Genomic DNA, 25,815 nt, shown 5'->3' on the forward strand with positions numbered 1-25,815 from the left:
AGTTATTTAAATTATGAGGGATTTCGTTCTGTGCATTTTCAAACTACAATATAAAAATATTACGTCATGTGACATGACATCAGGTTCGGAGGCGGTATGGCTGTAGGTAAGTCGGGAAGGATCGTTCTTGAGATAGAGGCAGACGACAAAGAGGCGCTTCATCGAGAGATCAAGATGCGCGGGCTAACGATGAAAGAATGGTTCTTGGAGAAGGTGGATCAGGACTTTCCTGAAATCACTAAAAAGAAGAAAAAGAAAGCCTGACCCTGCTTACTACATCGTCAAGGTAAAGCTAGACCAACTGGGCATCGAGATACCGCCTTATTAGGGCTGGATCTTCAATCATGACTTCAAGTGCTGACCTACCGCCAAAAGCTTTGTTGGGCTTCTTCACCCATTCGTTTGCTCGCCGCCCGGTTGGAAACAGTATTCTCAGATTCTTGCAGATTCCCAGAATGTACGAGAACCTTTTCAGGGAATCTGGACGAACCTCATTGCTCTGCGAAAAAAACCCAAGAAGCTTTAATTTTTCAGCTTCGCTAAGGTCCCATGCGTCTGCAATTCGACGGCAAATTCGAAGACCTGTTACAGCTATCTCTTGAGGGGATGTTTGAGAAAGCGTTTCTGAGGTCATGGAAGGGACTCCATCGAAGAATGATATTTCGATGGTAGAGGCAGGGTAGAAAGTATGCCACGCCAAGAATAGGAGCGGGATAACGCGTATATTCAGTTATCTTGAACAAGAAAAACCAGCGATTTTTGGTCGCTGGTTTTTCGATTTCGCCTGGGCTAGCGAAGCTCAGCCACACTTAACCCAAACGGCTTGCCTTAGGACGGTTTTTTTGTTGTTTAATTCGTTACCCGGTTACCCCAGCTTTTTTGCTAAATCAGCTGCTCTCAAGTGGGTATAACGTTTGAGCATCGCCAAGTCCTTATGGCCAGTAATTGCAGCCACTTCCATCAACCCCAGGCCCAGCTCAAAAAGTCGGGATGTTGCTTCGTGTCTCAAGTCGTGAAACCTCAGATCATGCAAAGCTGCTGAACGTCTTACGCGTGTGAATGCTTGGGTAATTGAGTCTTCTCGCATCTCAAAGACGCTGCCGTTAAAGTTGCGTGGCAGGGACTGTAGAATCTCGACCGCTCGTTGCGAAAGGGGAATTTCCCTGTCTTCTCCATTTTTTGTATCGATCAATTTGGCCGTTCTGGTCTTGAAGTTGATATTTTCCCACTTGAGATTAGCAACTTCGCTGCGACGCATTGCTGTTTCGATCGCCAAACCAACAATTGGGAATATTTCGCCGCCGTATTTGCTTGCATGTTGAAGTAGCAGCGATTCTTCATGGCCCTCTAGTCGCCGATCTCTACTCTTAGCCTTGGCCGGCATAGCAATTGAATCAACAGGATTGCCTCTTGGAAGGCAAATATCGAGCTCTTGCTGTCCGTACTTAATCAATCGTCGAAGTAGAGATAGCTCTTTGCGAACGCTTTCAGAGGAAACTTTTTGAAGCCGATAGCTTCGATACTCTTTTAGAGTTCGCGCGTCCAACCCGGCCAAGGTGATATGGCCGAGATGCTTGTTTAGAGTTTTGATCCGGCTGTTGACGTCAACTATGGCTTTTTTGTCTGGCAGCACTTCACGGCAATAGCGAGCTGAAAGCATTTCCAGAGTGGTTGATTCTGCTTCATCTAGGGAGACGAATACTGATCTATCCATCTCAGACTCTATCTGACGAGACCATTGTTCTGCTGCTGCTTTTGTTTGAAAAGTCTTCGATTGGGTTCTATAGCCTCTTCTTCGTATCTTGACCTGCCATTGTCTCGGTGCACGCTTGGTTATCGTCGCCATTAGAAAAGCTCCTCCAGTGATGAACATGGAGCAAGTGTGCGATGTAACTGATGTCGAGTTAATGGGCAGAAAAGCGGTGTTTTAAGACACAAGAAGGTGGGGATTTGAGCTGTTCTCAGAGAGTCCATTTTTAGCTCCTGCTTTGGGCCACGTTTTTCTGAGTGTCCCAAAACTGTCCCAAATCACGGGTAGAAGGCTTAAAAATGGCCCGCCCGAGAGGATTCGAACCTCTGACCTCTGCCTCCGGAGGGCAGCGCTCTATCCAGCTGAGCTACGGGCGCGTAACGGGGCGCAGTATACAGATTTAGCGCTCCAAGTCCACATTTGTTTGGTATTTCAAGAGGTTAGCTCCCCCCGCCCGGTTTTCCACAAAACGGTCATTCTACCTTCAAGCCTCTGTCATCCACGCTCGTCCGTCTGCGGAATAGCGGTGTCTGGCCGATAACGCCCCATCACCCAACGAGCTTTCTGACGCTGAATGCCAGAACAGCGACTGCACACTGTGCAACCGATTCTATTGTCCGTGCCCTGCCAACCGAGCAGACGCCCGCTCAGCCAACCCCATGCCCGCACTGTTCATGGTCAGGAAGGTTTCATCGGCGCCGGCTGCTTTCATCAGAATGGCAGCATCTTCGTAGAGGGCATGGGTAACCACTGGCCCCTTGAAGCCTTGTCTGCGAATTTGACGGGCAGCGACAACCACCCCTTCGGTGTCCGGCATAGCAATAATAAAGGCGTCGATACCCGACAGATCCACGGCATGCCAGAAGCTGATGTCTTCAGCGTCGGCATAAACGACCGTTCGGCTCTTGTCCTGCTGCCGGGCGACTTTGTCAGGGTCTGAATCGAGCCCGACGACTTTGTAGCCGCGGTCTTCCAGTGCCAGATAGGCTGCGGTACCGGTCCGCCCCATACCCATCACCACAATGGTCGCGTCGCCGAGCGATGCAGGTTGTTCATCCGGATGCATGCTGTGACGTTCAAGCGGTATCAGCTTCAGCTCCAGCCACTCGAATATCGGGTGTGCCAACCGGTTCAGCGGCGCGGCGATGATAAACGACAGCGCCACGGTAATGGCCAGCGGCACCAGCCACTCTTCCAGCACGCCAGCGGCAACAATCAACCCAAATTCGCTGTAACAAGTCAGGCTCAGGGCACCGAGAAAGGCGTTGCGGGCGCGCAGTCTGAACAGAATCAGCAACCCAAAAAACAACAAGCCTTTCAGCGGTAATACCAGGGCAAAGACGGCCGCAAATATCAGCGCCTGGGCATCCGGCAGGCCGTTCATGCCGATCTGCAGGAAAAAGCCAATCAGGAAGACTTCTTTCAGGCCCCACAAGGAATGGGACAGCTCTTGCGAGCGGGTGTGGCCAGAGAGAAGCACCCCCATCGCCAGCGCACCCAGCTCGGAACTGAGCCCCAGCGACTCAAACCCCATGCCGCCTACGGCAACGGCGAGCACCATCCCCATCAGCACCATCAGTTCGTCGTGCCCCGCCATATCGAGCAACCAGTACAGCACGGGCCTTAACAAGGGCAGTGCGAATACCAGCAATGCCCACCAGGAGGGAGAATGCCCCCCTGCAACGCTTAGCACTAACAGCGCGATCAGATCCTGGATGATCAGAATGCCGATCGCGACCCGGCCATGAAAGGCACCGAGTTCACGTTTTGCCTCAAGCGTTTTGGCCGCCAGGACGGTCGATGAAAAACTGAGCGCGACGGCCAGTAATATCACGGTCGCGATCGGCAGGTCGGTAAAGAACGCGATACCCGCACCAAATACCACCACCGTGATCCCAAAGTGCAACAGCGCCCCACCGACCACCACGGGCTGAACCAGATTCTTGAGCTTGAGTTTCAGGCCAACCGTGAACAGCAGCAACAACACACCCAGGTGGGCAATGTGTTCCAGCACCGGGCCGGTATAGGAAGGCAGGCCGACATAGGGCCCCAGGGCGTTCAGACCAAAACCCGCCAGCAAAAAGCCCACCAGGGGCGGAAGACCTATTCGCTTTACCAGTAGGCCAAGCACGAATGCCAGGGATAAACCGACAACTTCAATCACAACTTGGGTCCTTTAAACCAGATTTCAGTGCTGATCTCGCACTGCAGGGTCATCGTACAACGTCAGGTTAGTATACCGGTGATCTACCTGGCCTTGTATGTTTGTGATGCCGCCCTTCAACCGAATACGATGGTCTGTGCGTGACCGTCAGACCACGCCCGGGTTGAAGCTGCTTGACCTGTGAGCCACGATTCGTCAGCATTCACCTGTCTTTCTGCCGGATGTCACCGCCCTGTTTACTCTAACGCGGCCGCGCTGTCGGCAGTGAAAGCCCCCTTCCTGGTCGGGTACGACCTACACATTGGAGTCCTGTCATGTCTGAACGCACTGCTTTCCGTCGCGGTTCGATCGTTCTGTTGTCGCTGTTGATGACTGTATTCACCCAGGCTTTTGCCGAAGAACGAACGACCATGGACCCGCGCCTGGTCACGCCTGGCAAACTGACCGTCGGCACCGGTGACCCGGTTTACCCACCCTGGATGCTGAATAACGACCCGGCCAGCGGTGAAGGTTTCGAGAACGGCCTGGTGTACGAACTGGCCGCTGAAATGGGCTTCGATGCCGACGATGTGGTGTGGGTAGGCCAGACATTCGACCAGGCGATTGCCCCGGGCAACAAGCCCTACGATTTCGCCATTCAGCAAATTTCCGTCACCGAAGCGCGCAAGCAGATCGTCAGCTTCAGCCGGGTCTATTTTCAGCCTGAAAAAGCGGTGCTCGCCTTACCCGGCAACACTCTGGAAAACGCCACCAGCTACGATGACCTGCGCGACGCTCGCTGGGGCGCGACCATTGGTACTACCGATAACGACTATCTGGTCAACGTACTGGGTGTTACCGAAGCGGCCATCTATAACGAGCAGGTCGATGTGTTCCAGGCCATGCGCGCCGGCCAGATTGACGGCACGCTGATCTCTCTGCCCACAGCATTATACGTCACCGCCGTTCAGGTACCGGAAGCCAACATCGTTGCGCTGCTGCCGCCGGATGAAAACGACCGCGGCCATGGCCTGTTGTTCGAATACAACAACCCGCTGATCCCCTGGGTGGATGACGCCTTGACGGCGGTTATCGACCGCGGTGTGGTTGAAGATCTGAAAGCCGAGTACCTGATTGCCGACCCCGATCTGCCCATCATCACCGAATGACCGACTCTCAATCGCCCCAAACGGGCTCGCTGGGCGGCGCCGAACGGCGCCCGCCCCCGCCTCCGCCCGGCCGCTCTTTTAATTGGCGGGAAGCCCTGGCTCCCAGCCTGATCAGCCTCATCAGTATCGTTGTCGTATTTGGCGTACTCGCCTGGGTAATCACCTCGGCCGAGCAATGGCCGCGCATCAAACTGCAGTTCTTTAATGTCGATGCCATGATCGCCGCCTTCCCGCGCGTGCTGCAGGGTTTTTGGATCAACATGCGCATCTGGCTGATTGTACTGGCCTGCATTCTGGTGCTGGGCATTGCCCTGGCGGTCATCCGATCGTTGCGTGCGCCCTGGTTTGCACCCTTCCGATTAATGGTGATCTTGTACATCGACCTGTTTCGCGGCCTGCCGGTGTTGCTGCTGGTACTGCTTTTTGGTTTTGGCATACCGGCGCTGAACTTGCCCGGCTTGCCCTCGAGCAGTCTGTTCTGGGGCGCCGTTGCCATGGTGTTGAGTTACTCGGCCTATGTCTGTGAAATCTACCGCTCCGGCATCGATGCCGTGCACGAAGGCCAGTGGGCGGCGGCCAAGTCACTCGGCCTGACCGAATGGCAAACCATGATCTATGCGGTTCTGCCGCAAGCGGTGCGCAACGTGTTACCAGCCATGATGAACATTGTGGTCGCCTTGCAAAAAGACGTGGCCTTGCTGTCGATCATCGGGGTGCGTGATGCGGTTCGCGAAGCGCAAATCTACACGGCCTCGACTTTTAATTATTCGTCCCTGATTGTTGCGGCCGGTTTGTTTTTGCTGGCCACCATTCCCATGGCGCGCCTGGCGGATTATGTCACCCAGCGCGATCGCGCCCGTCGTTTGCAAGTAGGAGGCTAAGCGGTGCCGCGTGTCCAATTATCGGAAGTGACCAAGTATTTTGGCGAGAAGCTGGTGCTCGATCAGGTGGACCTGTCGGTGGATCTGCACGAGGTCATCTGCCTGATCGGTGCCTCCGGGTCTGGCAAATCAACGCTGTTGCGCTGCATCAATCGGCTGGTGAAAGCGGACTACGGCGACATCTATCTGGATGATGTGCCGGTCACCGATCAGCGCTTCGGCAAGGTTGGCCTGCACAAGCGCATCGGCATTGTGTTTCAGTCGTACAATCTGTTTCCGCATCTGACGGTGCTGGATAATTTAACGCTGGCACCGCGCAAGGTGCACGGTAAAAGCCGAAAAGACGCCGAGGCATCCGCACTGGAACAGCTGGACCGGTTTGGCATGAACAGCTTTGCCAAAGCCTACCCGGAACAGTTGTCCGGCGGTCAGCAGCAGCGTGTGGCCTTCGTGCGGGCGCTGATGAACAAGCCGGATGTGTTACTGCTCGATGAAGTCACCGCTGCGCTCGACCCGGAACTGGTTGGCGAGGTGCTCGGCATCATCAAGGAACTGAAAGCCCAGGGCATGACCATGGTCATCGTCACCCACGAGATGGGCTTTGCCCGCGACGTGGCCGACCGGGTCTGCTTTCTGGAAGGCGGCCGCATTCTCGAAGAAGGCGACCCAAACCGCATGTTCAGTGACCCGCAACACGAACGTACCCGGGCGTTTCTGGACCGGATTATTGAGGCTGGGCGGTTGTAGTGGAATCGGTTTCGAACTGACTTGCCCACTCTGCCATTTCCTGAGCAACGGGCTTATCGTGCTCGCCCAAAAAACGCAAAAAGCGCGGTGCCGTGGCGTTAACAATACGCGCTTCTGGAAAGCCAATGCGCTCGGCGTGTTGAATGGCATGATCAAAGTCACCGACGCTGTAAGCGATGTGCGAGTCCGAGCCGAAGGCGACTTTCCAGTCGAGCCGGTCAATCAGTTCCATGATGTGCACGCAGTTCGATTCGCTGCCGAGGCGGGAATGCGAAAACGAGGAGTTGTTGATTTCCAGCACGACGTTATTGTCGCGTGCGGCGCGAATGACTTCTTCGTAGTCCAGCGGGTAATTGGGGTTTCCCGGGTGGCCCACAATCTGGCATTCGCCGGTTTTGATGGTGTTGATCACCGCTCGGGTCGATGTCGCTTTATCGGCGGGCGCAAACACCGGCTCGTGGAAACTGGCGATAGCGAAGTCGAGAAACGGATGCATCTTGTCCAGAATATCCAGACCGCCTTCCGGTTCCAGAATGTTGGCTTCAATGCCGCGCAGCATACCGACATTGCCGACGACGCGGGGAATCACTTTCATGTTTCCAAAGTGCCAGTAATGCGCGCCATCGGGCATGGTGGGCGCGTGATCGGTGATGCTGAACAGCTGCAGGCCCTTGTCGCGGGCGATCTGGAAATAGTCGTGTACGGTGCTGAAGGCGTGGTCGCTGGCGACGGTATGGGCGTGGGTGTCGGTGAGAATGCGCATTGAAGGCCCTGTGTGCGGTTGGAGATTGCCCAGCATAGCATAGGGCCGATGACGCTTTCATGAAGACGGCAGCTTCGCATTCCCGGGCGCGACGACTTACACTGTTAAGCTTACTGCAACCCCCGAGCGGCCTGATGTTACTGGAACGTTCCCTGGCTTTACCCCTGCTGGCTACCGTGCTGACCGGTACCTTGCTGTATCAGTTGGCAAACCTCGAACCGGCGCTCTGGGTTGCGGGCGTTGCGCTCATCCTGTTTATTGTTGTGCGCTGGCGCCGCTTACCCCAGTCGCCCCGCATTCTCGTCGGCCTGGCACTGTTCAGCGGCGTTTTCCTACCCTGGGCGGAAGACCCCTGGGGCGTGTTGCGCACCGCGTTCGATCGCGCCGGTTACTTCTCAACGTTTTTGATTGCCCTGAGCTTTCTGCGATTGGCCGCCCAGCGGTCGCGCATGGTACGCCGCTGCGGTGCCCTGGCGGTGAACCAGCCTCCCGGTCGGCGCTACGGCATTCTCAGTTACACCACCGCCCTGTTCGGGCTGATTCTCAATTTCGGTGTGCTGCATTTGCTCGGCTTAATGGTCACCCGGGGCAATACGCTGGCGGCGGCCAATGGCCAGGTGAGCATTCAACGCACCCGACAGCGGCGCATGTCGCTCGCCATGTTGCGGGGGTTTGCCGCTCTGCCGATGACCTCGCCGTTTTCCATTACCCTGGCCCTGTTGCTGACCATCATTCCCGGCCTGCGCTGGCAGGACATTCTGCCCATTGGCTTTGTGACGGCCGCCTTGCTGATTCTGATCGGCTGGATTCAGGATTTTCGCCACAATCCACGGCGAGCCCCGCCCGGCCTGGCAACTGACACCCGTCATTACAGCTGGCGACCAGCCGTGCAACTGGTCGGCTTAATCGGCCTGCTGACCAGCTCTGCCTTTCTACTGGAAACCCGGACCGATCTTTCACTGACGCTGGCAGTCATTCTCACCAGCCCGCTGGTGGGCATTGGCTGGCTGGCCTGGCAGGGCAACCGCGCCGGCATGCCTGGCGCACTGGTCTTACTCGGCCGTCGCCTGAAATCCGACATTCCGAATCAGGTCGCGCCGTTAAGTGGTGAGGTCAGCCTGCTGGCCGGGGCTGGGTTTCTGGGGGCTGCCATTTCCGGGCTGGTGACTGAATCCCAGGTGTTGTGGCTGGTCTCGGCGCTGCATCTGGATGGCTATTTTCTGTTAATCGCCGCCATGGTGCTGACGGTCGCGCTTGGCCAAGTCGGCTTTAACCCGATCGTCTCTGTGACGCTGTTGGCCTCAGCGCTGCAACCAGTGGCCGCCTTCGGGCTGACCAATGAATTGCTGGCACTGGGTTTGATGTCGGCCTGGTGTTTAACGGTGAACTCTTCACCCTTTACCATTTCGGTATCGATTGTCGGCTACCTGAGCCAGGTCTCACCGCGGCATCTGGCCTGGAACTGGAACCGGCGATATCTACTGGTGAGCTTTGCGTTCTTATGTGTCTGGCTGTTTGGATTGCAGTGGCTGTATTAACACCGCCTAACCGGGCTCGTTGTCGGTCATCCGACGCGCAAACGCCTGGCTGACAATCTGTATCCAGCGCCGATCGAGGTCTTCAGCCCGGTACCAGAGAAAAATATCGCGCCGGCCGAAATCAGCTTCCACGGGCAGCACCATCAGGTTGTAATCCCGCTCGACCCGCAAGGTTAGTTTTTCCGGCATCAGGCTCAGGTGCCGGCCTTCTCGCAGCATTTTCAGCGTAATCGCCGCATCGCCCGACAGGGCCACGGGCGTGCGAATGCCGCTGACACCCATCGCTTGCAACCGCTCAACCGGGGACTCCTCGAAACGCGCATAGGTACCCATGTTGATCCAGGCTTGATCGTTAATGTCAGACAGCGCCAGCGAGCCACTCTTCTGGGCCTTAATGGCTAAAGGATGTTGGCTAGAAGCCACCACGACCAAACGGTCTTCCAGCACCAGATCGCACACCAAATCCCGGGTTTGGGATTGCACCTTGGGTGAAAACACCAGATCGAGCTCTTCATCGTGAATCTGTTCGATCATCCGGTACGGTGTGTCCACTCGAATCAGCAGCGATAAGTCGTCATGCTCTGCCATCAGATCCTGAGCCATCTCGTTCATCAGGTTATTGGCCAGCAACGGACCCACACCAATGCGCAATTCCTGCTTGAGCCCCAGCCCATGACGCACCGCCACTTGCTGCGCCGACCAGACCGCCTTGGCAATGGCCCGGCCATGCCGCGCCAGGTCGGCCCCCAATGGCGTTTGCCGCACGCCGTGCCGGCTGCGGGTAAACAGCGGACCACCGGCCTGCATCTCCAGCGTCTGGATGTTGCGCGTCAGCGTCGGCTGGGTAACGTTCAGACGCGCCGCAGCGGCGCTGATTGAGCCGCTGTCTAGAATAGTGGCCAGTTGTACCAGATGTTTGGATTCCATAAGCCCTCACACTCAACGAGTACTGTCTGATGGCGTAATCATTGGATGTCGGAGTCGGCAGCAGCACAAGCAGTAGCTGCCTGGGTGGTCTCTGTGGGGAAGTCCGCAGCAAGGATGCTGCGGTCTAGGCCCCATGGAAGGGTCTACGCCGACCCCACAGAGACCACCCAGGTAGCTGCTGCGGACTCATGCCACCTAACAGACCAAGCCTCCGTACCATGCATTTTTATTTGTTTAAGAGTTTAAAAATGAATTATACGAATGCGATTAAAGATTGCACACTTTGTGGACGTCGAACACCCACACAACTCCAATAACAACCTGAACACGACGAGGTCGATATGAAAAAATCACTGTCTCTGGGCCTGGCCACGCTGGCTCTGACCTTCTCTGCCAGTTTCAGCCAGGCTGAAAACCTGCAAATGGACGCCGGTGGCGCCGCCTCGGTTACCGGTATGTTGCCGCAGGCCTACGCCCAATACACCAGCCGCGAAGGCATTAACCTGCAAGTCGTGCTCGGGCAAACGCTCACCCGCTCAGTCATGATGCTGGGCGCTGGCCAACTGGGTTCCTCCGTAGTTCCGCCACCGGCGTTCAGCGCTATGAAAGCCGGCGTCGGCCCCTATGCCAGCAATGCCGACCAGGCAAAAGCGCTGTCTAAAAATGTCCGCGCCATTACCGGCCTGCCCGGCAGCACCTATCACGCCATTACCTGGGAACGGGACGGCATTGAAAGCTGGGATGACATTCGCGGCAAACGCGTCTTTGTCGGCCCGCCGGCCGGAGCCGCCAACATGCAGATCATGGGCATGATCGAAGCCGCCTCCGGCCTGGTCGATGGCGACTACGAAGCCATTCGCGCGCCCTGGGGCTCCGCGGTTCAAGGCTTTCAGGATGGTCAGTACGATGTCCTGGTGCTGTCAGCGCCCGTAGGCCAGCAATCGATCAATGAAATGAGCCTGCAGAACCCGATTCGCATTCTGGGCATCCCCGAAGACCGCATTGGCACCCCGGAATGGAACGACTACACCGAAGCGGCCGCCATGTCCTTCACCGTGATTCCGGCTGGTACCTACCGGGGCCAAGTCAATGGCGACCAGGATATCTACACCGCCTCGAACATCATGTGGATGGGCGTGGGTTCCTCGATGTCCGACGACGTCGCCTATCGACTGGCCAAGGCGTACTGGGAAAACATCGACGAGCTGAAAGCCTCCAATGCGTTGTTGCGCACCATCAGCACCGACAACCCCTTTGAAGGCGTCAACGCGCCACTGCACCCCGGTGCGGTTCGCTACTATCGGGAAAACGACATCGCCATTCCTGACACCCTGATGCCCTGATAGGCCCGACCCGGAGCCGTCACCAAGGCGGCTCCGCCTGTTTAACCAGGGTGCCTGGTCCCAGGCGCCCGGAGGACTCTTCCATGACGACACCGTCCATGACGCTAGCCAATCGTTTGCAATACGCCCTCTGGGTCGTCGGCGGGCTGCTGGCGCTGGTTGGCCTGATTAATGTGCTGCCCAGCTACGGTTTTCTGCCGCGACTGGGGCCCTTTGAACTTCAGTGGTTCCGGCCATTCTTTTTTACGCTTTGTGTGATCATCGGCGTCCTGTATCTGTGGCGCGAACAGGCACTGACCGACAGAGTGCCGTCGAAGCTGCGCATCCTCTTCGACCTGTCACTGATCGCCCTGACCGTGTACTGCAGCTTCCGTTATTTTCAGGTCGCTCAGATCATGGAGATGTCGATCATGTTCTTCACCACCTGGGATGGCCTCACCGCACTGATGGCCGTTCTGGTGGCGACCGTTATTTGCTGGCGGCTCTGGGGCGCGCCAATCGCCATCATCGGGCTGATCGCCGTTTTGTATCTCGGCACCGGTGAATACTGGCCCGGGGTACTGCAAACCGCAGGCGGCAACGCCATGGACCGCCTGGCCGCCAACCTCTGGTTCGGCAGCGACAACGGCGTGGTCGGCTCCATTTTCGCGGTCATCCTATCGACCGTTCTGCCCTTTATCATTCTCGGCGGCATCCTGGAAGGCTGCGGCGCCGGCTCATCGATGATTCGTATTTCCTTCGCCCTGATGCAACGCTTTAGGGGCGGGCCCGCCTATGCGGCTATCATGGCCTCAGGCATGTTCGGTACCGTCTCCGGCAGTGCCGTGGCCAACGTCGTCGGTACCGGTGTGGTCACCATTCCGATGATTCGCAAGCGCGGGTTCAGTGGCGACTTCGCCGGTGGGCTCGAATCGTCGGCCTCGGCCGGCGGGCAGATATTGCCACCCATTATGGGGGCCGCTGCATTGGTGATGGCCGACTATGTGGGTGTCTCCTATCTGACCGTCATCGTGGCGGTGATGATTCCGGCCCTCGCCTACTACGTCAGCCTGTTTCTCGCCGTGTATTTTGAAGCGAAAAAGCTGGGCCTCAATGCCGAACCGGAAGGCGACCTGCCGGAACCCATCGAACGCCAGGACTGGATCAACCTGCTGCTGTTGCTGGCGCCACTGGGCACCATTGTCTGGTTATTAATAGAAGGGTTGTCGCCGGCCGGTGCATCGATCAGCGCTATCTTGCTGTTGCTGGTTCTGAGTTTTCTGAACCCGGCGGTCAGACGGCAGCCCCTGGTGTTGCTCACCTCCCTGGCCGAGGGCGGCGTCACCGTTGGCCGACTGTCGATGGCCATCGCCGTGGTCGGCATTATTGTTGCGACACTGGCGGCTACCGGCATCCCGACAACTTTTGCGGTGCTGCTGTCGAACGCCTCGGACTATTCACTGCTGGCGGCTTTGTTGATTACCGCGCTCGGCTGCATTGTGCTCGGTATGGGCATGCCAACTCTGCCCGCCTACATCGCCATCATTTCAGTAATGGGCCCCACCTTGCAGGCCTTTGGCATGGAACTGCTGACCGCCCACATGTTCGTGTTTTTCTTTGGCGTTGCGTCAGTCATTACTCCGCCAGTAGCCATTGCCGCTTACGCCGCGGCGTCCATCTCCGGTGGTAAGCCCATGGCGACTGCCATTGCCAGCACGCGCATTTCCGCCGTGCTGTTTCTGATTCCCTTTGCGTTTGCCTACAACCCGCTAATGCTCACCACTGCCGCTGCGGGGGCTGATTTCTCTCTCGGTGCCTACGCCTGGCTGATCGCGCAACTGGTACTGGCGCTGTACCTGATTACCAGCAGCCTGGCCCGGTTTGACCGCCGCGTTTTAACACTGCCAGACAGCGGCGTTCGATTTGCACTGGCACTGGGGCTGCTGTCGCCGTACCTGATGGTGAGCATTGTTTGCCTTGGGCTCGGTTTGCTGCACCTGGCGGTGCATGCGATCCGCCACCAGGCCGAGAATCGACCCACCGCCAACCCGCAACTGGCCAAAGGATAAGCGAATGAAAGCCGTCAAAAATACGCTCTTCATCATGATCGACCAGCTGCGCTGGGATGCCCTGTCGTGCTATGGCAATACCGTGGTCGACACCCCCAACATCGACCGGTTGGCCAAGCGCGGCGTACGCTTCAACAACGCCTACACCCAGGGCACCAGCTGCGGCAATTCGCGCGCTTCGTTTTACACCGGGCTGCACATGCGCTCGCACGGCGCCACCTGGAACGACTGGCCGTTCAGCCTGAGCGAATGGACGCTGGCCGACTATTTAAAACCGTTGAACCAGCGCGTTATTTTGTTGGGTAAAACGCACATGAAACCGGACATGGACGGCATGGACCGGCTCGGCATTGAGCCCGGGTCTGATCTCGGCCAACGCTTGTACAACGCCGGTTTTACCGAAGGCGAGCACGACGATGGCCTGCACCCGGAAGGCCCAATGGGCAAATACTCCAAACAGGAACCTCGCTACAACGCCTATTTGCGCGAACACGGTTTCGACGGCGACAACCCCTGGCTTGAATGGGCCAATGCGGCAGAAACGGACAACGGCGACATCGTCTCCGGTTTCTATCTGGAGCACGCGCACCGGCCCGCCCGCATTCCCAAAGAGCATTCGGAAACGGCCTATCTGACCAATCGCATTATCGATACCATTGATGAACTGGGCGATGACGCCTGGTGTCTGCACGCGTCGTACATCAAACCGCACTGGCCCTGCATCGCACCGGACCCGTATCACTCCCTGTACCGCAATGCCGACTTTTCACCGGCGGTAAAATCGGAAGCCGAGCGACAGAGCCCGCACCCGATTTACCAGGCGTTCATGCAACTGGGCGTCAGCCAGACCTTCAGTGACGAGGAAAAACGCGCCCACGTGCTACCGGCCTATTTCGGGTTGGTAAAAGAAGTGGACGATCACGTCGGTCGCCTCCTGGATCATCTGGATGCAAAGGGACTCACCGACAATACCCTCATTGTGCTAACCGCCGACCATGGCGATTACCTGGGTGATCACTGGTTGGGTGAGAAGGATCTGTTTCATCAGCCGTCGGTGAAATTGCCCCTGATCGTCGTCGACCCGCGACCGGAAGCCAATGTAACGCGAGGCCAGCAATGCGATGCATTGGTGGGCGCTATCGATGTGCTGCCGACGCTGATTGAATGTGCCGGTGGTGAGATCACCAGGCACGAACACCGGCTGGAGGGGCACTCGCTACTGCCTTTTCTGCACCAGGCAACCAGCCCGTTTGAGCGGGATTTCATTGTCGCCGAAGACGACTACGGTCGCCTTCCCGTCGCCACGCAACTGGGCGTCGATGCTCTGGCAGCCCGAATGACCATGGCATTCAACGGCCGGCACAAGCTGGTGCACTGCCCGGGCTTCCCGGACATGCTGTTCGACCTGCACAACGATCCGGACGAACTAGTGGATCTGGGTCGTGACCCGGGTTATGAAAATGTGCGACGTGCTCTACGCGATCAGCTACTCGACTGGAGTGCCACGCTGCATAACCGCCGGGCAGTCAGCCGCGAGATGGAGCAGAACGCCAATGGGTTGTCGCGGCGTCAGGGGATTCTGATCGGATTCTGGGATCGGGAATCGGTGCCGGATGCAATGAAACCGCCATTGAGTATTGGGGTTAAATAACTCAAACAAAGCAACTGCAATACAAACAAAAATAGGCAGGTCTCATCGACCTGCCTATTTTTGTTTTCGGAGTTAGAGGTTACTTCTGTGGCTATCGCCCGCGTCGGCTACCGGTGGTACCTATGCGGGGTCGGCGTAAATCCTTCCATGGAGCCTAGACCGCAGCATCCTTGCTGCGGACTACCCCGCAGAGGCACCACCGGCATCCGCCGCTCAAATCGAGCAAACGCCTACTTATGTAACTCATCCCGGTTACCACTGCGCACAGCATCCAGACTGGAATCAAAACTCACCCCCAGCTCTTCACCCAGCTTTTTCAACGCCGGCAACTGCACCGCCATACTCATGATACTGTCGAGCGCCTGATTCACGGCCGGCCGCTCGCCAACGCGATTGCCGTCGCTGCCCAGCGGCTGACCCAAACCGGTGATCTGGTGAATCTTTATCGACTCGATCTTCTCCGCCGGCTTCACCATCTGCGCAACAATGTCAGGTAATGCCTGCAGTCGGGATGCTTCAGTCTTCATCGCCATCAGGCTATCGCTCATGCCGTTTTCAGCAGCAACCATGGCGCGGCGACCTTCCGCTTCGGCCAGCAGTTCAGCCTGGTGCGCATTGGCGCTAGCGACACGGGTGGCTGCCGCTTCTTCAGCCTGAAGGGTTGCCACTTTCTTGGCGCGCTCGGCATCGCTGACGGCTTTGCCGGTCGCCACTTTATCTTTGGCAGCAATGACCTTCGCTTCGGTTTCTTCCAGCTTGATTTGCGATTCGCGCTCTTCGCGTTGCTTCTCATGCAGCTCGATGTCGCGCTTCAGGGTGGCTTCGCGAATGGCGCGTTCCATCTCGATCTGGCTGGTGGCAATGGCACGTTCACTGTCCGCTTTATAGGCGGCGACTTCGGCCATTTGGCGAGCCTTCAACACTTCCATCTGCTGGGCTTGTTGAATGCGCGCCTGGGCTTCTTCGAGGTCGAAATCGAGTTTGCGTTTGGCCAGGGTTAACGCCGACTGGCGCACCGCCACCTCGGCATCGGCGTCGATATCAGCGCGTTCTTTACGCGACCGGGCAATCAGCTCGGAGAGCTTGCGCATGCCAGCGGCGTTGAAGGCGTTGTTTTCATCGAGCGCGTCGAACGGGGTCTGGTCCATGTCGGTCAGCGACACGCTTTCAAGCGCCAGGCCGTTGCTGGTCATCGTCGGTTCCAGCAGCTCTTTTACCTGGCGCACGAAGTCGCCACGCTTCTCGTGCAGGTCGTCCATGGTGAAGCGCGCGGCCACCGAACGCAGCGCGTCGATCAGCTTGCCTTCAATCAGGTCACACAATTTGCCGGCATCGAAGGTGCGGTTGCCGAGGGTTTGCGCGGCCCGTGATACGCCTTCTTCGGTGTCGATGACCGACACGTAAAACTCGACGCCCACATCGACCCGCAGTTTATCCTGGGTAATCAGCGAGCCATTGCCGGCGCGTTTCACTTCCAGGCGCAGCGTCTGCATGTTCACCCGGGCGACGTTGTTGAAATACGGAATAGCGAGTACGCCTCCGTCGAGCGATACCTTGCGGCCACCGAGACCGGTGCGCACCAGGCTCACCTCCCGGGTTCCACGTTGATAGAATTTAGCCAGAATGGCGATGACAATGGCCAGAACGATCAGGCCCAGAATCACCCAGATAATAGCGTTAGCCATGCCCAATCTCCCACTGACGCTTGTTATTGTTCATTGTAAGTCTCCCAAACGCCCGACATACCGAAGCCTGCCGGGCCATACGGTTAGGTGCGGTATCAGAACACTGGCGGGTAGGGGCGACCGCCCCGGTCCAGTGTGATCCAGCGGGTTTGTGAAAAGGTTTCGACTGACCAGCGCCCGCCATGGTTGCCCAGGCCAGACGCCTTGGAGCCACCAAAGGGCACATGGGGTTCATCGTTGATCGACGAACAGTTCACGTGGCAGGAGCCGGTTTCCAACAACCGGGCCATGTGCAACGCCCGTTCTTCATTGGCGGTGATGATGCCGGATGACAGGCCGTATTCGGTGTCGTTGGCAATGGCGATGGCCTCGTCGTCGGACGAGAACGGAATCACCGGCACCACCGGGCCGAAGGTTTCATCCTGATAGAGCTTCATATCCGGCGTGACACCGGTCATGATCGTCGGCTCTACAAAACGCCCCTGAACACCGCCACCCAGAACCACTTTCGCGCCTTTGGCCACCGCGTCGTCGATCTGGTCTTTAACACGAGCCGCCTGGCGATCATTAATCAGAGGCCCGATCACATTCGACGGATCGGTTGTGGTGTCGCCCATTTTCAGTTTTGCCGCCCGGGCGATGAACTTGCGCAGAAACTCATCGTAGATTTTTTCGTGCACCAATACTTTTTCTACTGACATGCAGATCTGGCCCTGGTGCATGAAGCTGCCGAAGTTGGCGGCCGATAGCGCCCGCTCCATATCGGCGTCGTCGCAGACAATCAGCGAATCCTTACCACCGAGCTCGACACAGGCTTTCTTCAAATGCGCTCCGGCCTTGGCTGCGATAAAGCGACCCACCGGGGTTGAGCCGGTAAAGGAAATGCCCTTGACCGCCGGGTTTTCAATCAGCTCGTCACCAACCGCCGTCACCGATTCCCGCGAGCAAGTTACGACATTCAACACACCGGGTGGCACGCCAGCTTCCTCGAATATTTCAGCGAACATCAGTCCGCCCACGTAAGGCGTATCTTCCGAGGGTTTCAGCACAATGGTATTGCCGGTCGCACAGGGGAAAGACAAACCGCGTGAGGTCAGAATCAGCGGCATGTTCCAGGGGCTGATCACGGTCACCACACCCATGGGCTGGCGCATGGCCATGCTGACCTTGCCGTGCTCGGAGGGCAACACTTCACCGATAGCGTTGTAATTCATGGCGGCCGCCGCGCGGAAAACCCCGGCGGTATAGCCCACTTCAAACATGCCCTTGCCAAACCAGCCACCGCCTTCAGCTTGCACGGCTTTCACGATGTCGGGTTTGCGCTTCTCGAAAATGTCCGCCACTTTCAGCATGTAGGCCGAGCGTTCGGTGTAGGGTAAATCACGCCAGGCCGGGAAGGCTTCCTGGGCGGCGCGAATCGCGGCGCGGGTTTCGGCTACGCCGGAATCCGGTGCTTTGCCCCAGATGTCACCATTGGACGGATTAATGTCATTAAAGGTGCGGTCGGTAGGCACCCACTGGCCGCCGATGTAATTGCCCTTAAACGGATGCATGGTTAACCACCCCGGTTGTTGTTTGATAAATCATTATTTGATAGATCATTGTTTGATGAATCTCCGTCGGCCGACGAACGCCGGGCAGCCTGTTCCATTCGCGCCAGCATATCGGCCAGGCTACCGGACGTGTTGTCGCTCGGCCCGGCGATCACTTTGCGGTTGGCGCGCACGCCGGTTTGCCAGGCGGTGCGTTGCAATACCTCGGCGCTGCGGATCCAGTCCTGAATGTTGCCACCGGCCAAACGGTCGGATGCCAGAGGAGCGCGTTTGTCGAGCCCTGCCGGTTGAATATGGCCGGGTACTGACGCCGCCGGCTGATTGACCGCAACCGACTCGCCCGTGTGCTCAGCGGCGGGTTTTGTGTGCTGAGTCACGGGTGCTTCTTTACTGCCCGCGCCACCCAGGTAAGCCTCGCGCACAGCCGGATCATTCAACAGGTTCTGCGCATTGTCCTCAGCGGTAATGCGCCCGTTTTCCAGCAAATAACCGCGGTCGGCAATCGACAAACTCTGTTTGGCATTCTGTTCAACCAGCAGGATACCCAGCCCGGTTTCCCGGACCTTCTTCAGGGTTTTGAACACATCGCTGGCCAGCAGGGGCGACAACCCCAATGACGGCTCATCGAGCATCAGAATACCCGGAGCCGACATCATGGCACGGCCAATGGCGACCATTTGCTGTTCACCACCACTCATAGTGCGCGCAATTTGCTGACGTCGCTCGATGAGTTTCGGGAACAACTGATAGACCAGTTGGCGTTGCGTTTCTTCACGTTCGCGGGCGAATTTTGAATAGGCCCCGAGTGTAAGATTTTCTTCAACGGTCAGATCACCAAAGATACCCCGACCTTCCGGCACCAGGGCCAAACCAGCGGCAACAACCTGGTGTGCCTTATAGCCTGCGGTGGCAGTGCCATTAATGGTGACTGACCCGGCACTGCGATCGACCAAACCGGATATGGTGCCGAGCAGCGAGCTCTTACCCGCTCCGTTCGCTCCGAGAATCACCACGATCTCACCGGGTGCGACAGAGATAGACACGTTGTCCAGCGCCTGGTGCTTTCCGTAAGCGACGCTGACGCCGGTGACCTGAAGACCCTGTGAATCACTCATAGTCTTCTCCCAGATAGGCTTCGATAACCTGCGGATCTGCCAGCACTTCGGCGGGTGTACCCTGGGCAATGATGTTACCGGTGCTCATCACCACACAACGGTCACACAGGCTACGAATGGCATCCATGACATGCTCCACCAGAATCACCGTACGCCCGTCGTCACGCAGTGAGCGAATCAGTTCAATACCGGTTTGCAGCTCGGTCGGGTTCAGTCCCGCCAGCCACTCATCAAGCAGAATCACCTTGGGGTCGGAGGCCAGCGCCCGGGCCAGCTCGACCCGCTTCTGATCGATGTAGGTCAGATCGGCCGTTGGCTTGTGCGAAACACCAAAAAGACCAACGCGTTCCAGCTGGCGTTCGGCATAGACCGCCAACGCATGGCCCCAGAGTTTTTTGTGGCCAAAGACGGCACCGGCCATGACGTTTTCGAGCACCGTCATCGACGGAATCACCTTGACCAGTTGAAAGGTTCGGGCAATACCGGCGCGGGCAATCTTGCGCGTGGGCAGATCGGTCAGCAGCTTATCGTCCATGGCGATGTAACCATCGGTCGCCGGTAGCGCGCCGGAGATCAGGTTCATCATGGTGGTTTTACCGGAACCGTTCGGGCCAATCAGACCCAGTACTTCGTGTTCGTGCACATCGAAACTGACGCCGTTAATGGCCACCAGTCCGCCAAAGCGTTTGACCACTTTGCGCACTTCAAGCAATACCGCACTACTCATGGCTCACCCCCTGCCTGGCTCGCGCCTGGTGATACCAGCGAAGCAACACACCGCTGATGCCGTTGGGGATGTAAAACACCACCAGCAAGAAGGCCAGACCCATCAACAAGGTGGTTTGGGCGGGGAAGTTGGAGGCAATAATTTCCCACACCAGCGCAAAGGGGATGGCGCCCATCAGGGGGCCCCATAACCGTTGGGTTCCGCCCAGCAAGGCCATGATCACTACCATAAAGGACAACTGCGGGTTAAAGGCCATGGCCGGTTCGATGTAGACGAAGCGCGGGGCCAGAATGGCACCGACCACCGCTGCCACCGAGCCGGACACCATAAACAACACGATCTTCGACCAGGCGACATTGATACCGCTGTGTTTGGCGACCGACTCGTCACCGCCGATGATGCGAATGGCAAAGCCAAGACGCGAACGGTTGATCAGCCAACCGACCAGATACACTAGCAACGCCAGTGCCAGCAACTGCCAGTAAATGTGGGCGTCGGTAAAGTCGGTAAACACATAACTGCCCCGGGTGCCGCCCATGTTGTTCTGATACCAGGTAAACACCTGTCGAATCAGTTCGGCCAGACCCAGCGTGAATATCACAAAATACACACCCGACAGTCGCAGGGTGGCCCAGCCAACCAGCGCCGCCATCACGCCACCAAGCACTGCCGCCATCAACAACAGCAACGGATACGGCACACTCTCAAGACCAAGCGCCAGGGTGTAACTGCCCACGCCAAAGAAGGCGGCTGTGGCCAGCGATACATAGTGTGTCGGGCCAGAGAAAATAGCCCAGGAAGTGGCCAGCACGGTGTACATGGTGATCGGCACCACGATCGACAGCCACCCGTCGGCACCCGGCACCGCCGGTAGCCAGGCGAGCAAAAAAAACACCAGCAGTATCGCCACGCCCCGCCAGACATCGGTTTGCGTCAACTTCATGTTTGCGCCCTCCCGAACAAGCCCTGGGGACGAAACAACAGGATTAACAGAAACAGGACGTAGGCAGCCGCCAGCGTGAGGCCGGGGTCAATCAACCGGGCAACAACGGTCTCGGTAATGCCAAGCACCAAAGCGGCCACGATGGCGCCGCGAATATCACCCACGCCGCCCATGATCACAATGACCAGCGCTTTCAGTGTGAACACAATGCCGATGGAGGCATCGAAGGTTAAAAAGGTACTTAGCACCATGCCACCGGTCGCAGCAATGGCACCCCCGAGTGCAAAGGCAAAGTTCGAGGATTTTTCCACATCAATGGCCACCAGGCTGGCGGCGCGGGTGTCGACCGAAATGGCGCGCATCGACAAACCGGAGCGAGTGTGGTTCAGCCAGATCCACAGGGCCGCACACACCACAAAGGCAATGACAAAAGCCAGCACCCTGTTTTGCCCGTAGCGCGCATCGAAAATCTCGACCGGCACCGACAAGAAACTGTAATTGAAAAACTGGCCACCAAAAGCCCACAGAAAAATACCCACCAGGGTGAAGCTGAGCCCAAAGGTGACCAGAATGGAATCTACCTCCAGCTGGCCCCGCGTTTTGGCACGGCGCACCAGCGGCAATAACAGATACCGGTAAATCAGCCAGTTGGCACAAAAAGCTGCCGGTATCACCACCAGCAGTGACAAATAAGGGTTCAGGCTCTGGGCTGTGCTAAACCAGAAAGCCGCAAAGGCACCCGCCACCAGCATTTCACCGACCGCCAGATTCATGATTCGGGACACGCCGTACTGCAGCGACAAGCCCACTGCAATAATGGCGTACACGCCCCCGAGGAAGATCCCCGTGATTAAGATTTGCATAGCTAAACTACCTGAAGAGGCCCGTAAGAAATGCGATTAAAACGAAAGACCAGAGTGGACTTGCAACCGGCGAGCCCGATGAGACGAGCCTCCGGTTGCACAGCGACCCGTATTACATAGGGTCGGCTGTTCCGTCCATGCCCTCGGTGGAGCCCAGGCCATAGAAGTCGCCGTTCTGCCATTGGCCAACCGTCCAGTAGTTGGTGATCTGCTGGTTTTCGAAGGTCCATTCACCCATCACGGTATCGAAGCTGTTGTTCTTCAGATACTCGGTCACCGCCTGACGGTCCAGCGTGCCCACGCCTTCGATGGCTTGTTCGAGCACCTGCAACGAGGAATACATGACAGCACTGGCCCAGTAATCCGGCTCGGCACCGGTGACTTCCATATGCGCTTCCTTGTATTCAACAAAGGCCGGGTCTTCCGGGTTCACACCACCGACGCCATAAACACCGTTGATGCTGTCACCGAAGCGATTGCGGTAAGCCGGGAAAGCGTTGGCCACGGCGGTATAAAACACGTCGACTTCATCCATCAGGCCAGACACCTGCGCCTGCTCGGTCAGAGCAAAGGTGTCGGGCGGGTAGGAAAACGCCACGAACAAATCGGGGTCGGCATCCAAGGCCGAGTTGATGATCGGTGTCACGTCCTGAATCGTCGGCGGATAGGAGGTGCTGTACACAATATCGAAACCCGCCTCTTCAAAAATACCACGCGCCGCTTCGGCCAGTTCAATACCGAACGCATCGGCCACGTTGACCATGGCCAGGCGATCACCCACTTCACCATTGGCCTTCATGTCGGCTGCCAGGCGAGCAATGCCCTGGGCCAGTGGCGTGGTTTTGCCAAGGGTGAAAAACACACCGTCATAGCGATCGGTCAGCGCATCGGTCTGGTCGGTAATAGCGGTAACGTTGATCATCGGATAACCGAGGCGGTCGAAGATCGGCGCGGTGGCCAGTGCCATGCCGGTGCCATAAGGCGGAATGATAAAATCAACACCATCACTGGTCGCCAGGCGCTGAACCGCACGAATGGTTTCCGTTGGGTTGGTGCGGTCATCGTATTCGATAATTTCGACCGGGTGACGCTCGCCGTCGCTCAGCAGAATGCCGCCACGCTCATTAACCTGGTGTGCCCACAGCTCTACGTTGGGCCAGTAGGTCACGGCAGCGCCGCCAGCCAATGGACCGGTTTTGGGGGCTGCCGCGCCAATACGAATGGTGTCTTCTGCCAGAGCAGAACCGGAAAATACGGCCGCACCGGCCAGGGTAACAGCGCCCACCAGGGTGGACAGAGTCTTGATTTTCATGGGTCGTACCTCTTTTTTATCGTTGTTTTGGTCTTGCAACTGGCTCACCGGAGTGAGCTGTACTTAATAGGGTATTTATTGTTGGGAATATCTCACTAAAACGGATAATGCCGGTCGCCCGCCTGGTTGGTCACCCAACGCAATTCGGTAAACTCTGCAATGGCGGCCTTGCTGCCAAAGCGGCCATAGCCACTGTCTTTGACGCCGCCAAAAGGCATTTGAGCTTCGTCCTGAACGGTGGGGCTGTTGATGTGGCAGATGCCGCTGTCGATGCGTTTGGCCACGGCCATGGCGCGGTTGTAATCCTGACTGAAGACCGCTGATGACAGGCCATAGTCACTGTCGTTGGCAATGCGAATGGCGTCTTCTTCATCCTGCGCGCGAATGATCGACAACAGCGGCCCGAACGATTCTTCCTTGTAAACCTGCATTGAACGCGTCACCCCGTCGATCAGAGTGGCGTCCATCAGCACCGAATCCGATTGCCCGCCAGCCAGAATCTGGCCGCCTTTCTTTTCCGCATCGGCAATCAACCGGTTGAGCCGGTCCAGCGCTGCCTGATTAACCACCGCACCCAGAATGTCGGTTTGCGATTCAGGCGCCGCTGCTTTGATGGTTTGAACCTTAGCGGCCAGCTTGTCGACAAATTCGTCGGCAATCCCCGGTGTCACGATCAGCCGTTCGGTCGACATGCAGATCTGGCCCTGGTTCATGTAGGCACCAAAGGCCGCTGCGTTTACGGCGGCATCGACATTGGCATCATCCAGCACCACCATCGGCGCCTTGCCACCGAGCTCCAGCAAGGCGGGCTTCAATTGTTCGGCACACAACCGCGCAATAATGCGCCCCACTCTGGTCGAACCGGTGAAGTTCACACGGCGAATAGCCGGGTGTTCAATCAATGCTTTGACAATGTCGGGCGCGTCTTCAGGAGCGTTAGTTACCATGTTGACGACACCGGCTGGCGCACCGGCTTCGACCAGTGCTTCAACGATTAACTGATGCGTCGCCGGGCAGATTTCCGAGGCCTTGAACACAACCGTGTTGCCACAAGCCAACGGCATGGCAATGGACCGAACGCCCAAAATAATGGGCGCATTCCAGGGTGCAATACCCAGCACAACACCGACCGGCTGGCGCACGGCCATGGCGGTCATACCGGGTACATCGGAGGGTACAATTTCACCGGTCAGCTGTGTTGTCATGGCGGCGGCTTCGCGCAGCATCGACGAAGCGAGATGAATATTAAAACCACCCCACATCGGCGTCGCACCCATTTCCTGCATCACCGTTTGCGCCGCCTGGTCTGCTTTCGCGGCCAGGCAGTCGGCGGCTTTCAACAGCACGGTTCGGCGTTCATTCGGCGACATCTCAGACCAGACCGGAAACGCTTCGGCAGCGGCATCGGCAGCGGCACGCGCATCGGCAACAGTGGCCGCCGCCGCCCGGGTGACGACCTCGCCGGTAATCGGATTTTTGCATTCAAACACACGGTTGTTGTGTGCGGGCGTCGGCTGGTTATTAACCAGCATGGCAACGTCAAACATGGTGCGATCCTCGAGTAGTTTTTATATGGGATCGAAGCGTCACGAGCTTTGATGACAGAACGATAGTCAAAAGCAGAAGCGGGTGGAACTGCTTTGCATTGCACTTTTACAACAAAAAATTGTACATTAGCCCGACAAAGAGGTTAATTAATGAACGATTCAGCGCTGCAACAGCCGATACAGCGGCACCTGGACCTGGTGGACATCACCTACCCCAGAACCGCCCTGACCTGGACGGCCCCGAAACAGGACTGGCGGCATTTCGCCCAGTGCATCCTGCTGTTGTCGGGCCGTGGGAAGGTGCGTTTCAAAGGGGAGCATCTTGAGCTTGTGGCACCTACCTTGCTGTGGGCACCGGCCGGTATGATGCTGGGGTGTGATTTTGCCGCAGGCAGCCATGGTGTGCTGTTAACGGTGTCGGAAGACTGGTTGATTCCTGCGGTCAGCCGCACGTTGGATGCACAGGTACCCTTCCGTTCAATGGCCGATGCATTGCACGAACTGCCACTGACTGACGATGTATTGCTGGATCGCCTGTCGCCCTGCTTCAGTGCCATTCGCGCTGAGCTGTCCGACAACGAACCAGGCGCCCAAACTGTGGTTGCCGCTCAGTTAACAACTCTGCTGGCACTGATTCATCGCCAGCATGCTGAACAGTCAATCGCACCCGAGACCGACCTGATTCGCTCAACCCTGTTTCAGCGTTTTCTGGGGCTGATCGAACTGCACTTTCGCGATCACTGGAAGGTGTCCGATTACACCCGGCACATGGGGGTCAGTGAGCGACGACTCGAATTCGCAACGCACAAAGACGTAGGCCAAACCCCGAGCATGATCATTCAACGTAAACTGATCAGCGAAGCCTGCCAGCGCCTGGCGCATTCGCCCTTATCGGTCGCCGAAGTGGCTTACGGGCTGGGCTTCAAAGACCCGGCCTATTTCAATCGTTTTTTCAAGCGACACATGCAGGACTCGCCCGGTACCTGGCGTCGAACAATCCGTAAACAGGCACCGAGTGAAGACACGACGTTCGCGGCGTGGCCGTGAGAGAAAGCTGTGAGTTATGAGCTGTTAGCTTCGAGCTGTTAGCTTTGGGGTCGTCTTTTACTC

21 protein-coding genes, 1 tRNA gene and 1 pseudogene are annotated in these 25,815 nt (G+C 57.3%); 9 read left to right on the top strand and 14 right to left on the bottom strand.

What is annotated here, in order from left to right:
* The first annotated feature begins 96 nt into the window (after positions 1-96).
* Entirely contained in the window at positions 97-264 is a 168-nt protein-coding gene (locus ABJT94_RS16570) for a hypothetical protein (RefSeq protein WP_348493932.1), read from the top strand.
* Between the two features lie 28 nt (positions 265-292).
* Here the strand turns inward: ABJT94_RS16570 and ABJT94_RS16575 are convergent, their stop codons facing one another.
* The 4 genes from ABJT94_RS16575 to ABJT94_RS16590 form a co-directional block, all read right to left on the bottom strand.
* The gene (locus tag ABJT94_RS16575; protein WP_348105612.1) at positions 293-634 is read right to left on the bottom strand and encodes an MbcA/ParS/Xre antitoxin family protein; all 342 of its coding nucleotides are present in this window, start codon (positions 632-634) and stop codon (positions 293-295) included.
* Between the two features lie 231 nt (positions 635-865).
* Complete coding sequence (locus ABJT94_RS16580; RefSeq protein WP_348105611.1) at positions 866-1,846, bottom strand: site-specific integrase; 981 nt, start codon at positions 1,844-1,846, stop codon at positions 866-868.
* A gap of 204 nt (positions 1,847-2,050) precedes the next feature.
* A tRNA-Arg gene (locus ABJT94_RS16585) sits at positions 2,051-2,127 on the bottom strand.
* Positions 2,128-2,360: 233 nt separating this feature from the next.
* Positions 2,361-3,914: a cation:proton antiporter family protein gene (locus ABJT94_RS16590; RefSeq protein ID WP_348474687.1), complete on the bottom strand. Its 1,554-nt coding sequence runs from the start codon at positions 3,912-3,914 to the stop codon at positions 2,361-2,363.
* Positions 3,915-4,228: 314 nt separating this feature from the next.
* Here ABJT94_RS16590 and ABJT94_RS16595 point away from each other — a divergent pair, with 314 nt between their 5' ends.
* The 3 genes from ABJT94_RS16595 to ABJT94_RS16605 are packed head-to-tail and all read left to right on the top strand — an operon-like array spanning position 4,229 to position 6,690.
* Positions 4,229-5,062 carry a transporter substrate-binding domain-containing protein gene (locus ABJT94_RS16595; protein ID WP_348474688.1) on the top strand — a complete coding sequence of 278 codons (834 nt, stop codon included), beginning with the start codon at positions 4,229-4,231 and terminating at the stop codon, positions 5,060-5,062.
* Positions 5,059-5,943, top strand: a complete 885-nt coding sequence (locus ABJT94_RS16600; protein WP_348474689.1) for an amino acid ABC transporter permease — start codon at positions 5,059-5,061, stop codon at positions 5,941-5,943. Before ABJT94_RS16595 ends, ABJT94_RS16600 begins: the two co-directional genes overlap by 4 nt.
* Positions 5,944-5,946: 3 nt before the next feature.
* Complete coding sequence (locus ABJT94_RS16605; protein ID WP_348474690.1) at positions 5,947-6,690, top strand: amino acid ABC transporter ATP-binding protein; 744 nt, start codon at positions 5,947-5,949, stop codon at positions 6,688-6,690.
* Here ABJT94_RS16605 and ABJT94_RS16610 read toward each other — a convergent pair.
* Positions 6,668-7,453: a phosphatase gene (locus ABJT94_RS16610; RefSeq protein ID WP_348474691.1), complete on the bottom strand. Its 786-nt coding sequence runs from the start codon at positions 7,451-7,453 to the stop codon at positions 6,668-6,670. The genes ABJT94_RS16605 and ABJT94_RS16610 overlap by 23 nt on opposite strands.
* Before the next feature lie 134 nt (positions 7,454-7,587).
* Here ABJT94_RS16610 and ABJT94_RS16615 point away from each other — a divergent pair, with 134 nt between their 5' ends.
* The gene (locus ABJT94_RS16615; RefSeq protein WP_348474692.1) at positions 7,588-8,991 is read left to right on the top strand and encodes a hypothetical protein; all 1,404 of its coding nucleotides are present in this window, start codon (positions 7,588-7,590) and stop codon (positions 8,989-8,991) included.
* A gap of 6 nt (positions 8,992-8,997) precedes the next feature.
* Here ABJT94_RS16615 and ABJT94_RS16620 read toward each other — a convergent pair whose 3' ends face one another.
* Positions 8,998-9,918 (bottom strand): LysR family transcriptional regulator, encoded by a 921-nt coding sequence (locus ABJT94_RS16620; RefSeq protein WP_348474693.1) that lies wholly within the window; start codon positions 9,916-9,918, stop codon positions 8,998-9,000.
* A gap of 341 nt (positions 9,919-10,259) precedes the next feature.
* Here ABJT94_RS16620 and ABJT94_RS16625 point away from each other — a divergent pair, with 341 nt between their 5' ends.
* The 3 genes from ABJT94_RS16625 (at position 10,260) to ABJT94_RS16635 (ending at position 14,960) form a co-directional block, all read left to right on the top strand.
* The gene (locus tag ABJT94_RS16625) at positions 10,260-11,261 is read left to right on the top strand and encodes a TAXI family TRAP transporter solute-binding subunit (RefSeq protein WP_348474694.1); all 1,002 of its coding nucleotides are present in this window, start codon (positions 10,260-10,262) and stop codon (positions 11,259-11,261) included.
* Positions 11,262-11,344: 83 nt separating this feature from the next.
* Positions 11,345-13,309 carry a TRAP transporter fused permease subunit gene (locus ABJT94_RS16630; RefSeq protein WP_348474695.1) on the top strand — a complete coding sequence of 655 codons (1,965 nt, stop codon included), beginning with the start codon at positions 11,345-11,347 and terminating at the stop codon, positions 13,307-13,309.
* 4 nt (positions 13,310-13,313) lie between these two features.
* Entirely contained in the window at positions 13,314-14,960 is a 1,647-nt protein-coding gene (locus tag ABJT94_RS16635) for a sulfatase-like hydrolase/transferase (protein ID WP_348474696.1), read from the top strand.
* 230 nt (positions 14,961-15,190) lie between these two features.
* Here the strand turns inward: ABJT94_RS16635 and ABJT94_RS16640 are convergent, their stop codons facing one another.
* The 8 genes and pseudogenes from ABJT94_RS16640 to ABJT94_RS16675 all read right to left on the bottom strand — a co-directional run bounded on the left by ABJT94_RS16640 (position 15,191) and on the right by ABJT94_RS16675 (position 24,705).
* On the bottom strand, positions 15,191-16,645 hold the full coding sequence (locus ABJT94_RS16640; protein WP_348474697.1) for a flotillin domain-containing protein: 1,455 nt from the start codon (positions 16,643-16,645) through the stop codon (positions 15,191-15,193).
* Positions 16,646-16,740: 95 nt separating this feature from the next.
* Positions 16,741-18,198: an aldehyde dehydrogenase family protein gene (locus ABJT94_RS16645; RefSeq protein ID WP_348474698.1), complete on the bottom strand. Its 1,458-nt coding sequence runs from the start codon at positions 18,196-18,198 to the stop codon at positions 16,741-16,743.
* 398 nt (positions 18,199-18,596) lie between these two features.
* Positions 18,597-19,313 (bottom strand): annotated as a pseudogene (locus tag ABJT94_RS16650) (ABC transporter ATP-binding protein); the annotation flags it as partial.
* Complete coding sequence (locus tag ABJT94_RS16655) at positions 19,306-20,040, bottom strand: ABC transporter ATP-binding protein (RefSeq protein ID WP_348474699.1); 735 nt, start codon at positions 20,038-20,040, stop codon at positions 19,306-19,308. The pseudogene ABJT94_RS16650 and the gene ABJT94_RS16655, both read right to left, overlap by 8 nt.
* On the bottom strand, positions 20,033-20,983 hold the full coding sequence (locus ABJT94_RS16660) for a branched-chain amino acid ABC transporter permease (RefSeq protein ID WP_348474700.1): 951 nt from the start codon (positions 20,981-20,983) through the stop codon (positions 20,033-20,035). The genes ABJT94_RS16655 and ABJT94_RS16660 overlap by 8 nt, the downstream gene beginning before the upstream one ends.
* The gene (locus ABJT94_RS16665) at positions 20,980-21,846 is read right to left on the bottom strand and encodes a branched-chain amino acid ABC transporter permease (protein WP_348474701.1); all 867 of its coding nucleotides are present in this window, start codon (positions 21,844-21,846) and stop codon (positions 20,980-20,982) included. Before ABJT94_RS16665 ends, ABJT94_RS16660 begins: the two co-directional genes overlap by 4 nt.
* A gap of 112 nt (positions 21,847-21,958) precedes the next feature.
* On the bottom strand, positions 21,959-23,158 hold the full coding sequence (locus tag ABJT94_RS16670; protein ID WP_348474702.1) for an amino acid ABC transporter substrate-binding protein: 1,200 nt from the start codon (positions 23,156-23,158) through the stop codon (positions 21,959-21,961).
* A gap of 95 nt (positions 23,159-23,253) precedes the next feature.
* The gene (locus ABJT94_RS16675; RefSeq protein WP_348474703.1) at positions 23,254-24,705 is read right to left on the bottom strand and encodes an aldehyde dehydrogenase; all 1,452 of its coding nucleotides are present in this window, start codon (positions 24,703-24,705) and stop codon (positions 23,254-23,256) included.
* Between the two features lie 150 nt (positions 24,706-24,855).
* Between ABJT94_RS16675 and ABJT94_RS16680 the strand changes: the two genes are divergently transcribed.
* The gene (locus tag ABJT94_RS16680) at positions 24,856-25,752 is read left to right on the top strand and encodes a helix-turn-helix domain-containing protein (RefSeq protein WP_348474704.1); all 897 of its coding nucleotides are present in this window, start codon (positions 24,856-24,858) and stop codon (positions 25,750-25,752) included.
* The last annotated feature ends 63 nt before the right edge of the window (positions 25,753-25,815 follow it).

Source organism: Saccharospirillum sp., from assembly GCF_039982735.1.
In the GTDB taxonomy this organism is placed as follows: Bacteria; Pseudomonadota; Gammaproteobacteria; order Pseudomonadales; family Natronospirillaceae; genus Saccharospirillum.

Excerpts from the sequence above, each read along its gene's own strand:
- ABJT94_RS16570 (WP_348493932.1), top strand. The coding sequence starts at position 97 with ATGGCTGTAGGTAAGTCGGGAAGGATCGTTCTTGAGATAGAGGCAGAC.
- ABJT94_RS16575 (WP_348105612.1), bottom strand. The coding sequence starts at position 634 with ATGACCTCAGAAACGCTTTCTCAAACATCCCCTCAAGAGATAGCTGTA.
- ABJT94_RS16580 (WP_348105611.1), bottom strand. The coding sequence starts at position 1,846 with ATGGCGACGATAACCAAGCGTGCACCGAGACAATGGCAGGTCAAGATA.
- ABJT94_RS16595 (WP_348474688.1), top strand. The coding sequence starts at position 4,229 with ATGTCTGAACGCACTGCTTTCCGTCGCGGTTCGATCGTTCTGTTGTCG.
- ABJT94_RS16600 (WP_348474689.1), top strand. The coding sequence starts at position 5,059 with ATGACCGACTCTCAATCGCCCCAAACGGGCTCGCTGGGCGGCGCCGAA.
- ABJT94_RS16610 (WP_348474691.1), bottom strand. The coding sequence starts at position 7,453 with ATGCGCATTCTCACCGACACCCACGCCCATACCGTCGCCAGCGACCAC.
- ABJT94_RS16615 (WP_348474692.1), top strand. The coding sequence starts at position 7,588 with ATGTTACTGGAACGTTCCCTGGCTTTACCCCTGCTGGCTACCGTGCTG.
- ABJT94_RS16620 (WP_348474693.1), bottom strand. The coding sequence starts at position 9,918 with ATGGAATCCAAACATCTGGTACAACTGGCCACTATTCTAGACAGCGGC.
- ABJT94_RS16625 (WP_348474694.1), top strand. The coding sequence starts at position 10,260 with ATGAAAAAATCACTGTCTCTGGGCCTGGCCACGCTGGCTCTGACCTTC.
- ABJT94_RS16630 (WP_348474695.1), top strand. The coding sequence starts at position 11,345 with ATGACGACACCGTCCATGACGCTAGCCAATCGTTTGCAATACGCCCTC.
- ABJT94_RS16635 (WP_348474696.1), top strand. The coding sequence starts at position 13,314 with ATGAAAGCCGTCAAAAATACGCTCTTCATCATGATCGACCAGCTGCGC.
- ABJT94_RS16640 (WP_348474697.1), bottom strand. The coding sequence starts at position 16,645 with ATGGCTAACGCTATTATCTGGGTGATTCTGGGCCTGATCGTTCTGGCC.
- ABJT94_RS16645 (WP_348474698.1), bottom strand. The coding sequence starts at position 18,198 with ATGCATCCGTTTAAGGGCAATTACATCGGCGGCCAGTGGGTGCCTACC.
- ABJT94_RS16655 (WP_348474699.1), bottom strand. The coding sequence starts at position 20,040 with ATGAGTAGTGCGGTATTGCTTGAAGTGCGCAAAGTGGTCAAACGCTTT.
- ABJT94_RS16660 (WP_348474700.1), bottom strand. The coding sequence starts at position 20,983 with ATGAAGTTGACGCAAACCGATGTCTGGCGGGGCGTGGCGATACTGCTG.
- ABJT94_RS16665 (WP_348474701.1), bottom strand. The coding sequence starts at position 21,846 with ATGCAAATCTTAATCACGGGGATCTTCCTCGGGGGCGTGTACGCCATT.
- ABJT94_RS16670 (WP_348474702.1), bottom strand. The coding sequence starts at position 23,158 with ATGAAAATCAAGACTCTGTCCACCCTGGTGGGCGCTGTTACCCTGGCC.
- ABJT94_RS16675 (WP_348474703.1), bottom strand. The coding sequence starts at position 24,705 with ATGTTTGACGTTGCCATGCTGGTTAATAACCAGCCGACGCCCGCACAC.
- ABJT94_RS16680 (WP_348474704.1), top strand. The coding sequence starts at position 24,856 with ATGAACGATTCAGCGCTGCAACAGCCGATACAGCGGCACCTGGACCTG.